This is a genomic window from Streptomyces sp. NPDC051976 (genome assembly GCF_040680795.1).
GTDB lineage: Bacteria > Actinomycetota > Actinomycetes > Streptomycetales > Streptomycetaceae > Actinacidiphila.
Genome location: NZ_JBFAXL010000027.1, coordinates 1 through 12,713 on the forward strand (window position 1 = coordinate 1; position 12,713 = coordinate 12,713).

The following is a 12,713-nucleotide window of genomic DNA, read 5'->3' on the forward strand; positions in this document are numbered from 1 at the left end:
CCCGGCGGCCCGTCGCCGGGTACCGCGCTCATGAACGCCGCAAGCCCTTGAGCGGTCACGCCTGCCGGCTGTCGTAATGCTCCTGGGCGGCGAGGAGCTCGTCTCCGTGCCGGCCGAACCACTGGATGAGATCGGTCAGCAGTCCCGCCAGGCCGACGCCGAGCTCCGTCAGGCTGTAGGTGACCTGGGGCGGGTTGGTGGGCGCGACATGACGGGTGACAAGGCCGGCCCGGGCCAGCGCCTTGAGGTTGTGCGACAGCATCTTCTGGCTGATGCCGCCGACCCGCGCATGGAGCTGCGCGAAGCGGTGCGGGCCGGTGACCAGGGCCGAGATGATCAGTGTCGCCCAGCGGCTCGTCGTCTGATCCATGATCGGCCTGAGCGGGCACTTGTTGTCGAAGGTGTCAAAGGCCAGAAGCCTGGTGGCGGCCGCGACCTGTTCTGTTTCCATCACGAAAGGAGCTTACAAAAAAGTACGTACTTCCCAACAGTAAGTACTTCTTCCTACGGTGACTCTCGTCCGCAAGTACCGAGTTCGAGGAGTCACTGTGAGCGGCAACACCACCCGTACCGCGATCGTCACGGGCGCATCGAAGGGCCTGGGCGCGGGCATCGCCAAGGCCCTGGCCGAGACCGGCGCAGCGGTCGTGGTGAACTACCGGGGGCACGCGGAGGGAGCCGAGCGGGTCGTCGAGGACATCACCGCCAAGGGCGGCCGGGCGATCGCCGTCCAGGCGGACGTGGCCGGCCGCGAGGACGTGAGCCGCCTCTTCGGCCGGGCGCGCGCGGCATACGGCCCCGTGGACGTGCTCGTGAACAACGCGGCCGTCGCGACCTTCGCGCCGCTGTCGGACATCACCGAGGCCGAGTTCCAGCGGGAGATGACCACCAACCTCCTGGGCACGATCCTGACCACCCAGGCCCTGGCCGCACAGGACGACATCACCAGCGCGTCGGTCATCAACGTCTCGACGGCCGGCACGGTCACCCACCCCCTGTACTCCTCGCTCTATGTCGCTTCCAAGAGCGCCGTCAACGCCTTCACCATCGTCGCGGCCAAGGAATTGGGTCCGCGGGGCATCCGTGTCAACGCGATCATGCCCGGCCCCTCGGACACCGAAGGCACCAGGGCCATGGGATACCCCGGGTCGGACCAGGAAGCACAGGCGATCGCGGCCACCCCCCTGGGCCGTACGGGCAGCCCCGACGACTACGGCCCGCTGGTGGCCTTCCTCGCCTCCGACGACGCACGCTGGATCACCGGCGATGTCATCCTCGCCTCCGGCGGCCTGCGCTGACACCCCGCACACCGGCGACCGGGAATCCCGCTCGTCGAACCATCGCCTCCGTCTCAGGTCTCACTCGGTACGAACGGGTCGGTGGCGGGATTCTCCCGCCCCGCCACCGACCCCGCGTAGGACGGCAGTTCGCGCATCCGGCGCAGCGGTGACAGGAAGACGGGCAGGAAGGTGAGCGACTGGCCGATCGCCCCGGCGAGCAGTGTGCCGCGAATGCCGATCGTCGAGCCGAGCAGGCCGCCGAGCAGCGCTCCGAAGGGCATCGTGCCCCAGACCAGGAACCGCATCGTGGCGTTCATCCGGCCGAGCAGCCCCGGCGGGCACAGTGCCTGCCGGAAGCTGACCTGGTTGATGTTGTAGACCACGAAGCCCATCCACATCGCGATCTGCGCGACCACGAGAAGCCCCAGGGTCCAGTCGCGGTGCACGAACGGGGTGACCAGCGCGCAGGGCCCGGCGACCATGCTCGCGATCCAGATGGCCGGGCCCTGGCCGACCGTCATCGCGAACCGTCCGGCCACCAACGCCCCGATCAGACCGCCCACCGCCGCGGCCGAGGTGAGCAGGCCGATGACACCCGGCGAGAGCCGCAGTTCGCGGGCGAGCAGGACGTAGAAGACGGCGGCGATCATCGAGCCGAAGAGGTTGGCCGAGCTGGTGCACAATGCGATGGCGCGGAGCATCCGGTTGCCGAGCACGAACCGCAGGCCGTCCCGGATCTCCCGGAGCAGATCGGGGTCGGAGCTGCGCGCGGGGCGCGGCGGCCGGACCTCGATCCGCGCCACCCACGCGGCCGACCACAGGAAGCTCACCGCGTCGACGAGTACCGCGTAGGGGGCGGTGAGCGCCTGGATCAGCGCGCCGCCGAGGCCCGGGCCGGCGATCTGGCTGACCGACTCGCTGGCCTGGAGCTTCGCGTTGCCCTCGACGAGCTGCTTTCGGTCGATCAGCTGGGGCAGGTAGGACTGGTAGGCCACGTCGAAGAAGACCGTGCTCACCCCGGTGGCGAGCGCCACCACGTACAACTGCTCGATCGTCAGCACACCGAGAAGCCGCGCCACCGGGATCCAGGCCAGCAGGGCGGCCCGCACCAGGTCGTTGACGATCAGCACCCGGCGCAGGCGCATGCGCTCCACCCACGCGCCGGCCGGCAGACCCACCGTCACGAACGCCGCGGTCTCGCACGCCCCCAACACCCCGACCTGCCAGGTGCTGGCGTGCAGCACCACGATCGCGACCAGCGGGAGAGCCAACTGGCTGACCATCGACCCGAACTGACTGACCGTCTCACCGCACCACAACCGGCGGAAATCGGCATGCCACCACAGCCCGCCCCGGTCGGCCGGTCGGGCGGGCGAGGACTCGGGAGCGGTCATGGGACCACCGTGGGTGAGTGATTGGGCTTTGTCAATCACTTTGCTGGTCCGGGCTTCCCGTAGGCTCCCGACCATGACCGAACGCCGCCCGGCGACCGACGAGGAGGCGAAGGCGCTCGCCTCCTCGCTCCGCCTGCGCATCCTGCGCATCTGCCTCGGCGAGGCGCACACCAACAAAGAGATCGCCGCGATCCTCGGCCGCGATCCCGCCAGCGTGCTGCACCACACCAGGACGCTGGTGCGTACCGGTTTCCTGAAAGCCCAGGAGGAGCGGCGCGGCGCACGCGGCGCACGGGAGATCCCCTATCTGGCGACGCGGAAGTCCTGGCGGCTCGACGCGGCCGCGCACGACCGGTCGATGCTCGACGCGTTCCTGGAGGAACTGGCGCTCGCACCCGCGGCCGAGGTCGACAGCACTCGGCTCGGGCTGCGCCTGCCGCCGACGGAGATGGAGGAGTTCCAGACCCGGCTCCGAGCCCTGCTCGAGGACTTCGCCGCGCGCCCGGACGACTCGACCGCGCCCGCCTGGTCGCTCTTCGTCGTGCTCCACCCCGACCCGAACCGGCCCTGACCGGGCGGGAATTCCGGCCCGCTGGGTCGAGCGGCGCAAGGTCGCCTCGCCCCACGACTCCCCGGCAGCCGGAGAGGTTCAGGAACCTCCGCTGTGGGCCCGCGTGTTCACGGACTCGATCGCACAGCGCGTCCAGTCCGGTTCGCCCAGGTCATCCAAGTTACCCTGGTTATCAGGTGCGTCCGGGAGCAGGCGGTGGAGCTCGGCCCACACCCCGGCCCTGCTCCATTCGGAGAACCTGCGGTGCGCGGTCGCCGCGGACGGGCCGAAGCCCGGCGGCAACTGCTGCCACGTACACCCTGAACTGGCCACGAAGATGATCGCCGCGAGCACCTCGCGGTCGCCGTGCCGCCGCCGGCCGCCACCTTGCGGCCGCGTGGGAGCAGGTGGAACCACCCGTACGAACAGGTCCCACAGCTCAGCAGGCACCAACCGCTCCACGATCCCCACGGCCGCAGACTATCGAACAGCCGTCGGCCGGGCGGCGGGTGTCCGGCGGCGGTCAGGACGACCGAGGACTGCGGCGCCTGCGGCGGACGATCGTCACGCCTGCCGCGACCGCTGCCGCGAGGATGATTCCGGAGGCGGCGGCGATCCAGGTGGTGCGGACCGACGAGGTGGTGTCGGTGTCGTCGGTCGAGGCGGCACTGTGCGTGTCCGCGGCGGCTTTGGCGGTGGGTGCGGACGTCGCGCCGGTTGCCCCGGGCGTGGTGCGGACTCCTGTCGGTGTCGGTGTTTGTGAGGGGAAGGCGTTGGTGGGGTCGGCGATGGGTCCTTGGCCGACGGTGACGGTGCCTGTGCCGAGGCCGAGGGCGGGGTAGCCGGCTTCGACGTGGATCTTCCAGGTGCCCGCGGGGAGCGCTTCGTGGGTGGTGAAGGTCGCTGGGGCACCGGGGACGGGGACGAGGATCCAGGGGCCGAGGGTGTTTCCGTCCTTCGAGACCGCGCTGAGGGTGGCGGCGAGCTTCTCGGTGACGGGGTCACCGTCGTTGGCCCAGGTGGCGACGGTGCGTACATGTCCCGCCTGCTGGCCGTCGATCCGGAACGTGATGGAGTCGCCGTGGGCGTCGGCCGGTCCGGCCGCGGCCAGCAGGACCAGGGCGACGAGCGTCAGGACGAACAGCGGAAGAGCTAGGCGGTTGCGCATGGTGGGGAACTCCTGCGTGGTGTCGGAGCGAGGAGAGCCGGTGGTGGGGGCGGACCGTGGCCCGCCCCCACCCTCTCGGCCCGGTACCGGACTGGGGGGCCGGTACGAGGCGTTCGGCTGCCGGTCAGGCGACTGCTTGGAGCGTCCAGTTCTGGTAGCTCTTGTTGACCGGCTTCTGGAGTTGCAGGAGCAGGCTGCCGTAGTAGGCGTGGTCGCTCAGGCCCAGGACGAGGGAAGTGCCCTTGGGGGTGAGGGTGTAGCCCGCGGCGGTCGCGGTCAGCTTCCACAACTGCGAGGCCGTGGCGCCGCAGGTCTGCTGCACCACGTTCTGTCCGGCCGTGGCCTTGCCGCCCGCCTGGAGGCACTTGCCGGACAGCGCGGACTTGATCGTCAGGTATCCGCCGGTCGTGGCGGTGAACTGCCACTGCTGGTTGGCGTAACCGTGGCGCTGGTAGCCGATGAGTACGTCACCGTTCCTGGTGGAGCCGCCGAACATGTCGGCGGCCTGCCCGGTGAGGCTGTTGAGCATCAGGTAGCGGGTGCCGGGCTGGGGAGTGGCGGTGCTGGCGGCCAGGGTGCGGAAGGTGGCCGCGCGGCCCGGGGCGGAGATGTGGCCCGCTCGGTCGCGGGTGACCACGGCGACCGAGTAGGCGGTGCCTGCCCGGAGGTTGATCAGGCGAACCGAGGTCGACTTGACGAAGCCGAGCCTGCGGCCGTTGACCACCAGTGCGTAGTCCGAGGCGGACGCGACGGCCGTCCAACTGACGGCAGCCGAGTTCTGGGTGACCTGGCCGGCCTTGGCGTCGGGGCCCTTCGTCGGATTCGGCGTCGGTGTGGGCGACGGCGTCGGAGTCGCAGTCGGCGTGGACGTAGGCGTGGAAGTGGGCGTGGAAGTGGGCGTCGGGCTGGGGTTGGGGTTGCCGCCGCTGCCGCCGCCTGCGATGAGGAAGGTGTTGTTGGCGACGTTCCAGTGTGTGGCCAGGTAACTGCCCGGTGCGGGGTTGGTGTTGTAGTAGTCGTCGTGGTTGCAGTCGAGGCGCGCGTCCTCGCCTCTGTCGTGGCAGACGTCCTGCATCTTCGGGTAGTACGGCGCGTCCGAGTAGCACATGAGGTCCCACTCGTCGACGCAGTGGCCGGCCTTGCTGGAGTGCGGGGCGCTGTTGTTCACCGCGCCGAGGTTGTGGCCGAGTTCGTGTGCCGAGACGCTGCCGCTCCAGCAGCCGCTGTCGTCACGCCCGTAGGACGGCCCGAAGTTGCTCCGGTTGCCGGGTCCGGCCTGCTCGTCACCGTCGAAGGTGCCTATGCCGCAGTACACCTGGGCGTCACCGAAGATCATGTACTTGCGGTCGCGGCGGTTGAATCCCTTGGCCGCCAGGGCGTTGTTGCTCGCCCCGAAGTCCGCGAGCGAGCTGGCCGGTACCTCGACGTCGAGCACCGACGCCGTGCAGTCGGGTTCGGTGACGAAGCGTATGTGGCGGGTGCCGCCGGTCTCCTGCGCGCTCGCGTTGTAGATGACGTCGGCGTCGGCGGCCCACTTCTTGAACGAGGCCTGGTACTGGGCGAACCGGTCGTTTCCGGGGGCGTGCATGTACAGCACCTGTACGCGGTTGCCGGTGGATCCGTCGCCGTCACACACCACCGCGGTACCGGCGGGCGGGGCGGCGGCGGTCGAGGGAGCCGCGGCGGCCACCGTGCCGGTGCGCGCGTCCATGACGGGCAAGGTGTCCTGGAGCAGCAGGGGTACGGACGGCTGCTGGGCGTCGCCGTGCATCTGCGGGGCCTTGTCCGCCTTGAGTACGGGCGGTGTCAGCTTGTGGATGTCGACACCCTGGGGCGGTGCGTCCGGCCCGTGCGTGCACAGGTCCGCATTGGACACCGTGTACATCCCCACGCAGGTGTTGCCCACCGGCGCCACCGTCAGCCCGGCGTAGACCATGCCTTTGCTCGGCAGGCTCTGGGGCTTACCACTCAGCGGAGCAGGCGGTCTCACCTTCGCCGCCTGCGTCGACCTGGTGGTGGAGTGTGTGGCGCCGGTGGCGAAGCTGACGCCGATCGCGCCGGCCAGCGCGGCTACCGACAGCACGGCCGTGACCGCCAGTCGGTACTTCTTGCCGCGTCGATGCACGGCTCTGGTCCCATTCATCAGGAGGGTCCCATCGCTCTGTTGTGTGTGGGGGAAGGTGACCGGCGTTCCTTCGGCGAGGTGTTGCCGGTCACGGTCATCCGGCGTGGATGCCGCCGAACGCGCGTGGATCGCGGGGGATTCGCCCGCGGGGAAACACCGCTCGGACCCGCCCGAGCGGTGGGCGACCCGGTGGCATCGGGCGCTCGTCGGTGGTCAGGACGCCGACCCTGCCGACGGGGGACGCCGAGCGGATGTGCGGTGTCAGGCCGGGAACCAGATCCGGTGCGGACCCACGGTGGAGTCGCGCCCGTTCGCCACATCCACGGACAGCACCTGTTCGCCGTGCAGGGCGTGTACACGGGGCCGGTACCACGGCCGCCGGTTCGCCGGTCGTGGTGAGCCCGCGTCGGCGGTGGCCCTGCCCGAGCGGTTGGCTTCCACTGTTCCTCCGGTCCAAGGTGACGGTTCGTGCGGGGCGGTGAGTCCGCCAGGAAGGCGGGGTTCCCTGATGCCGAGAGTGCTGTGGCATCCGCCGGATCGACGGAATCGATGCTCACTCATGACTGGTCAGCCGGGTTCTCGATCAGAACCAGTCATCGCGATGCCTGTGATGATGCTGAGGGCATAACGCCCTGTCAATCGCTGGCCAGGCGTGGCATTTCGGCGGTTTGTCCGCTCGATGTCGCGGAAATCGGACGGGCCGGATCTGCCCCTCCGAGCGCCGCCGAACGACCTGTCAGGGGCCTCGCCGAAGCCGTCGCCGACCCGCTCCGCGGACCGGACGTCGGCCTCGACACATGAGGCATGACCAGGGCGAACGAGTGTTCAGCGACGTGGTCGCGCCGACCGCCGACCGAGTCCTTCGACGGTGTCGCATCCGCCGGGTGAAGCCGGCTCACGCCGACGATCCCACCTGTCGAGATGGCGTTCAGCGCCCTTCTCCGCAGGTCATCTCATTTGGCTGAGAGGTCATTTATGCTCGTGGGGGAGTGCTCGCGCGGCGGTGGAACGGTCTCCGGCCGCCGCGGCATCACGTCGCCGTGCCGGTGTACGGCGGCCTGTCCCACCGCGCTCATCACCACCGATTCCCCTTGTGGCTGTTCTGCGGCTGCGGCGCGTGCTCACCAAACGAGATCCCGGCTCGCGTGACGCGACATAAGGCGTTCCTAAGGATTTCCTATGAAGAGCGTTAGGGGGTCCGGTGCCCATCAGGTGCGGACCGGCACGTTCGAGCCGCACGTCAGGCTGCCCGCCTCCCGTCGGCGCCCAACGACCTGGGTATGTCAAAGAATTGGCTGTGAACGGTCAAGCTTTCCTGTGCCGACCGACGTACCTCTGTAGACGAAGTGGCTGCGTAACCCCCGAATCGGGGGTCAGAGGAGACGTATCGGCTGGTGAGGGCGCCATACACGACTATTGACCGGGTCACGCCAATCTGCTTCTCTGTCGCCACGACGCACCACCTGTCGGACCCTCAGTACGCCCCACCGCAGTCGGTTCCGCCTCTGTCGACAGCTCCGCCAGGAGCCTCGGCGGATTGCTCGGTCATGTCCTCCCGCTCGGCCGTGTCGTTCCACGGCTTGGCATGTCCGCTTCGTCTATGCGCGTCACGGAACCAGTCCCGGGCCAGATCCCTTGTCCCGGAGCTGCTTCACCCGGCAGTTCAGCCCCGGCCACCTCCGAGGCTGTCTCGGTGCGTCTACTTCCGTCCCTACGTGCAGATCAGTGCTGCCCACCGGTAGCCCGATCATCAGCAGAGAGAGGTCCCTCCCCACATGGGAACCACCCATACCCTCGGGGTGACGCGCTGGGCCGTATCCGGCCTGGCGTCACTCGCACTGGCCACCGGCGCCATGCTCGCCGCCGCACCCCTGGCAGGAGCAGCCGCCCCCGACGCCCCCCACAGCGGCTCGGTCGCCAATCCGTACAGCCCGGCGTACGGGCACAGTTACCGGCACGGTGTCGTGCCGACGCTGGCGCAGAACAGCAAGATGAAGGCGTGGGCGGCCCACCAGGCGTCGCCCGCCGCGACCGGCCCCGAGACGCTCTCGTACGGCGGCGGCATCGACGGCATCGGTGTGCAGAGCGGCCACTCCAAGGTCTACCTGGTGTTCTACGGCACCCAGTGGGGCACGCAGGGCACCAACGGCGGCGGTGACCTGACCTTCTCCGGCGACCCGAGCGGTGCCGCGCCCGTCGCCCAGGAGATGTTCAAGGGCATAGGCACCGGCAACGAGCTGTGGTCGGCCGACCTGACGCAGTGGTGCGACGGGCCCAACGTGGCCACCGGCGCGACGAGCTGCCCGGCGAACGCGAACTTCGTCCCGTACCAGAGCGGCGGCGTGCTCAGCGGCGTCTGGTACGACAACTCGGCGGCCTCGCCGAGCGCCGCCAGCGGGCACCAGCTCGGTGTGGAGGCCGTGAAGGCGGCCAGCCACTTCGGCAACACCTCGGCCGCGCTCAACCGGGACGCGTACTACGTGATCCTGTCGCCGCACGGCACCAACCCGGACAACTACCAGGGCCAGTACTGCGCCTGGCACGACTACAACGGTGACTCGACGCTGACCGGCGGCGCGGTGTCGTCGACCGTGGGCGATGTGGCCTTCAGCAACCAGCCGTACAACACGGACTCGGGCCAGGGCTGCGGCGTCGGCTTCGTCAACTCGCCCGGGACGCTCGACGGTTACACCATGACGCTCGGCCACGAGTGGCACGAGATGATGTCGGACCAGAACCCGGCGGGCGGCTGGACCAACCACACCGGCAGCTCGTACGACGGCCAGGAGAACTCCGACGAGTGCGCCTGGATCGCGGCGGGCCAGGCGGGCGGCGCGGCCAACGTGTCCATGGGCACCGGCACGTTCACCGAGCAGGCCAGCTGGTCCAACGACACCAACGCGTGCGCCATCACGCACCCGATCGTCGGCGGCGGCAGCACCGGTAACACGGTCACCGTCAACAGCCCCGGGAACCAGAGCAGCACGGTCGGCACCGCGGTCTCGCTCCAGCTGACCGGCTCCGACTCCGGCACCGGGCAGACGCTCACCTACACCGCGACCGGGCTCCCGGCGGGCCTGAGCATCTCCTCCAGCGGCAAGATCACCGGCACCCCGACCACCGCGGGCAGCTCCACGGTCACCGTCACCGCCAAGGACGGCACTGGCGCCTCCGGCAGCACCTCCTTCACCTGGACCGTCAGCACCACCGGCGGCGGCTGCACCGCCCCGGGCCAGAAGCTGGGCAACCCCGGCTTCGAGACCGGCACCGCGGCTCCCTGGACCGCCAGCTCCGGTGTGATCGACAACTCCACCGGTGAGGCCGCGCACTCCGGCAGCTGGAAGGCCTGGATGGACGGCTACGGCAGCACGCACACCGACACCGTCTCCCAGTCGGTGACGGTCCCGGCGGGCTGCTCCGCGACGTTCTCCTTCTACCTCCACGTCGACACCGCGGAGACCACGACCACCACGGCGTACGACAAGCTGACCGTCCAGGTCGGCAGCACCACCCTGGCCACGTACTCCAACCTGAACGCGGCCAGCGGCTACAGCCAGAAGTCCTTCAACCTCTCCAGCTACGCCGGGCAGACGGTGACGCTGAAGTTCACCGGCACCGAGGACACCTCGCTGCAGACGAGCTTCGTCGTCGACGACACCGCTCTGAACGCCTCCTGACAACAGCACAGCGATCGGCGGTGGTGGGGCGGGGACATCCGCCCCACCACTTTCGCTTCCGTCGCACGGGGACAGCTTGTGGACGATCACGGCGAGGGCGGAGACGAGTTCTCACGGTGGGTGGCACACGCCACACCCGCGGGCTGTCACGCCGCCGGGGTCGCCGGCGTCTCGTGTGCGGCAACCCGGACTTGACGGGGGCCGGGTCCGCCCGGCGGGCCGTATCGCCATCGCCGCTGTTGAAGGAGAACCATGAACGTCGCACTCTGGATCGCCGCCGGTCTGCTCGCCCTGGTCGCGCTCACCGGGGGCCTCACGAAGTCCTTCATCCCGAAGGAGAAGCTCGCCACCTTCCACGGCGCCGAATGGACCGCGGGCTTCGGTGCCAACGCCATCAGGACACTCGGAGTCCTCGAACTCCTGGCCGCGGTCGGCCTGGTCCTGCCCGAGGCGCTCGGCACAGCACCCGTCATGGTCCCGGTGACCGCCGCTTGCTGGATCGCCCTGATGGTCGGCGCGATGATCACCCACGGCCGTCTCGGCCAGTACAAACTGGTGGCGGTGAACGTCGTCTACCTGGCGATCGCGGCTTCCGTCGCGGTCGGCCGCTTCTGAGCCGGCGGGTGGGCTGACGTGCTAGGCCAACTGCCCCGTGGGGATGATCGAGATGTGGTCCAGGTTGCACACCCCTGCGCCGGCGCCGGCCACGCGGTGGGTCTGGGTCCGCAGCGCGAGGCTGGCCAAGGTGATCACCAGGTCCGCGTCGCTGTCGCACCCCAGGATCACGGTTACCCACCCCGAACCCGGGACCAGCCGCACGGCGGTGGAGTGCCCCAGTTCCTCGTGCAGGCGCTCCATCGAAGGCCGGCCCAGGTACAGGTCCGCCTGTCGCTCGGAATGGAAGTGGGCGATCTCCGCCCCGTCGGCCAGCACAGCTGTCCCCGTGCCGCACCGGGCCGGGGCCGATGACAGGCCCGGCCACGTCATCAGGTCCTCCAGAGCACGACGCACAGATACCATGCCCACATCATCAGCCGTTTGCCGCCACGGTCGCTACCCCCTGCGCGCGGGTCCTTCGCGCGGACCTCGGCGGTGTCAGCGGCGTCGGTGGCGTCAGTGGTGGATGCGGGCCGCGAGGACGGCGATGTCGTCGTCGGGTGTGGCGGGTGTGACCGTGCCCAGGACGTGGTCCAGCAGGTCCTCCAGGGATTCGCCCGGGAGCGGCCGGCGCAGGCGGGTGAGCCTGGCCAGGGAGGCGTCGATGTCCTCCGTGCGCCGCTCCACCAGGCCGTCGGTGTAGAGCAGCAGCACCTGCTCGGGGTCCAGGGAGTGGACCACCGCCTCGTAGTCGCCCAGCCCGGTTCCCAGCGGTGGCCCGGTGGGGACACTCAGCAGGGCCGCCGGCCCGTCCGGGCGCAGCAGGGTGGGCGGCGGGTGTCCGGCGCTGGCGAAGGTGCACCGCTGACGTGCTGGTTCCACCAGGGCGAGCAGGCAGGTGGCGGGGCGGGTGGCGTCGCTCCGCGCGGTGAGGTGGTCCAGTTGCCGCAGGATGCGGTGCGGAGGCAGGTCGGTGGCCGCGACGTAGCGCAGCAGCGTGCGGTACGCGCTCATGTCGACGGCCGCCTCCACCCCGTGGCCCATGACGTCGCCGATGACCAGTAGGGTGCGGCCGAAGGACAGGCGGATGGTCTCGAACCAGTCGCCACCCACCATCGCGGAGGTGCCGCAGGGCAGGTACCGGGAGGCCAGGTCCACGTTCGCGTGCGGGCTGCCCGGATCAGCCAGCAGCGCCCCCTGGAGCGCCATCGTCAGGTCCTGCGCCACGGCGTAGCGCCGAGCATTGTCGATACCGCGGGCCGCCCGGTCCGCGACCGCCTGGATCGCCTCGGTGTCGTCGTCGAACGCGGCGCTGGGCGCGGCCCTGAGCAGCGAGAGAACTCCGATGGGCAGGCCCCCGGCGCGCAGCGGGACGATGAGCACTGACGCGGCACCAGCGCCGGTGCCCACCTCGCAGGACCAGTCCTCGGCGCTCTCCCGTCCCTGTCTCCCGGACCGTTGGTGGCTCAGGAAGGCTTGGCCGCTCTCCAGGCACTGCGCGGTCGGGCATCCGCGCTGGTGACGCACCCACTCCGCGGGCGCCGGGGAAGTCTCCGTCCCCGGTAGCAGGGTCGAAACCACCTCCAGGGCGGTGCGCCGCATCCGTAGCGGACCGGTTCCGACGGTCGCCTCGGTCGGGAGCGCCTCGGGCGGCAGGATCTCCACGCTGGCCAGGTCGGCGAAACGCGGAACCGCGAACCGCGCCAGTTCCGCGCAGGTGGCGCCCAGGTCGAGGCTGGTTCCTATCTGCTCCGTGGCCTCGTTCAGCAGCGCCAGCCGCGCCCGGTCGGCCAGCAGGGCGCGCAGGGCAACTGCGTCGTTGTCGAAGTCCGGCACCAGCACCGTCTCGTCCTCACCTGGGCCGATACCCGCTCCCTTGCCACGCACCCTCGCCCCCTGGCCCGTTCCCCGTCCCGGAAAGC

At 70.0% G+C, this 12,713-nt stretch carries 10 protein-coding genes and 1 pseudogene; 4 read left to right on the forward strand and 7 right to left on the reverse strand.

What is annotated here, in order from left to right; all coding sequences use genetic code 11:
- Positions 1–55: 55 nt before the first annotated feature.
- Positions 56–451, reverse strand: coding sequence for a helix-turn-helix domain-containing protein (locus AB0M29_RS24955; protein ID WP_365386373.1), 396 nt, complete (start codon positions 449–451; stop codon positions 56–58).
- A 97-nt stretch (positions 452–548) separates the two neighbouring features.
- Between AB0M29_RS24955 and AB0M29_RS24960 the strand changes: the two genes are divergently transcribed.
- On the forward strand, positions 549–1,298 hold the full coding sequence (locus AB0M29_RS24960; protein ID WP_365386189.1) for an SDR family oxidoreductase: 750 nt from the start codon (positions 549–551) through the stop codon (positions 1,296–1,298).
- 53 nt (positions 1,299–1,351) lie between these two features.
- Here AB0M29_RS24960 and AB0M29_RS24965 read toward each other — a convergent pair whose 3' ends face one another.
- Positions 1,352–2,674 (reverse strand): MFS transporter, encoded by a 1,323-nt coding sequence (locus tag AB0M29_RS24965; RefSeq protein WP_365386192.1) that lies wholly within the window; start codon positions 2,672–2,674, stop codon positions 1,352–1,354.
- 73 nt (positions 2,675–2,747) lie between these two features.
- Between AB0M29_RS24965 and AB0M29_RS24970 the strand changes: the two genes are divergently transcribed.
- The gene (locus AB0M29_RS24970) at positions 2,748–3,245 is read left to right on the forward strand and encodes a winged helix-turn-helix domain-containing protein (RefSeq protein ID WP_365386194.1); all 498 of its coding nucleotides are present in this window, start codon (positions 2,748–2,750) and stop codon (positions 3,243–3,245) included.
- A gap of 96 nt (positions 3,246–3,341) precedes the next feature.
- On the opposite strand, the pseudogene AB0M29_RS24975 reads toward AB0M29_RS24970, so the two are convergent.
- The 3 genes and pseudogenes from AB0M29_RS24975 to AB0M29_RS24985 all read right to left on the reverse strand — a co-directional run.
- Positions 3,342–3,695, reverse strand: a pseudogene (locus AB0M29_RS24975) (transposase); the annotation flags it as partial.
- Positions 3,696–3,747: 52 nt separating this feature from the next.
- On the reverse strand, positions 3,748–4,392 hold the full coding sequence (locus AB0M29_RS24980; protein ID WP_365386196.1) for a hypothetical protein: 645 nt from the start codon (positions 4,390–4,392) through the stop codon (positions 3,748–3,750).
- A 124-nt stretch (positions 4,393–4,516) separates the two neighbouring features.
- Positions 4,517–6,535, reverse strand: a complete 2,019-nt coding sequence (locus tag AB0M29_RS24985) for an RICIN domain-containing protein (RefSeq protein WP_365386198.1) — start codon at positions 6,533–6,535, stop codon at positions 4,517–4,519.
- 1,757 nt (positions 6,536–8,292) lie between these two features.
- Here AB0M29_RS24985 and AB0M29_RS24990 point away from each other — a divergent pair.
- Both AB0M29_RS24990 and AB0M29_RS24995 read left to right on the forward strand, forming a co-directional pair.
- Complete coding sequence (locus AB0M29_RS24990) at positions 8,293–10,194, forward strand: putative Ig domain-containing protein (protein ID WP_365386201.1); 1,902 nt, start codon at positions 8,293–8,295, stop codon at positions 10,192–10,194.
- Between the two features lie 252 nt (positions 10,195–10,446).
- Positions 10,447–10,809: a DoxX family protein gene (locus AB0M29_RS24995; protein ID WP_365386204.1), complete on the forward strand. Its 363-nt coding sequence runs from the start codon at positions 10,447–10,449 to the stop codon at positions 10,807–10,809.
- A 21-nt stretch (positions 10,810–10,830) separates the two neighbouring features.
- Here the strand turns inward: AB0M29_RS24995 and AB0M29_RS25000 are convergent, their stop codons facing one another.
- On the reverse strand, positions 10,831–11,214 hold the full coding sequence (locus tag AB0M29_RS25000) for a luciferase family protein (RefSeq protein ID WP_365386207.1): 384 nt from the start codon (positions 11,212–11,214) through the stop codon (positions 10,831–10,833).
- Between the two features lie 93 nt (positions 11,215–11,307).
- Positions 11,308–12,678 carry a GAF domain-containing SpoIIE family protein phosphatase gene (locus AB0M29_RS25005; protein ID WP_365386209.1) on the reverse strand — a complete coding sequence of 457 codons (1,371 nt, stop codon included), beginning with the start codon at positions 12,676–12,678 and terminating at the stop codon, positions 11,308–11,310.
- Positions 12,679–12,713: the final 35 nt, after the last annotated feature.

What these genes read in the sequence shown, in the direction of transcription:
- AB0M29_RS24955 (WP_365386373.1), bottom strand. Translation starts at nt 451, where the DNA reads ATGGAAACAGAACAGGTCGCGGCCGCCACCAGGCTTCTGGCCTTTGAC.
- AB0M29_RS24965 (WP_365386192.1), bottom strand. Translation starts at nt 2,674, where the DNA reads ATGACCGCTCCCGAGTCCTCGCCCGCCCGACCGGCCGACCGGGGCGGG.
- AB0M29_RS24970 (WP_365386194.1), top strand. Translation starts at nt 2,748, where the DNA reads ATGACCGAACGCCGCCCGGCGACCGACGAGGAGGCGAAGGCGCTCGCC.
- AB0M29_RS24980 (WP_365386196.1), bottom strand. Translation starts at nt 4,392, where the DNA reads ATGCGCAACCGCCTAGCTCTTCCGCTGTTCGTCCTGACGCTCGTCGCC.
- AB0M29_RS24985 (WP_365386198.1), bottom strand. Translation starts at nt 6,535, where the DNA reads ATGAATGGGACCAGAGCCGTGCATCGACGCGGCAAGAAGTACCGACTG.
- AB0M29_RS24990 (WP_365386201.1), top strand. Translation starts at nt 8,293, where the DNA reads ATGGGAACCACCCATACCCTCGGGGTGACGCGCTGGGCCGTATCCGGC.
- AB0M29_RS24995 (WP_365386204.1), top strand. Translation starts at nt 10,447, where the DNA reads ATGAACGTCGCACTCTGGATCGCCGCCGGTCTGCTCGCCCTGGTCGCG.
- AB0M29_RS25000 (WP_365386207.1), bottom strand. Translation starts at nt 11,214, where the DNA reads ATGGTATCTGTGCGTCGTGCTCTGGAGGACCTGATGACGTGGCCGGGC.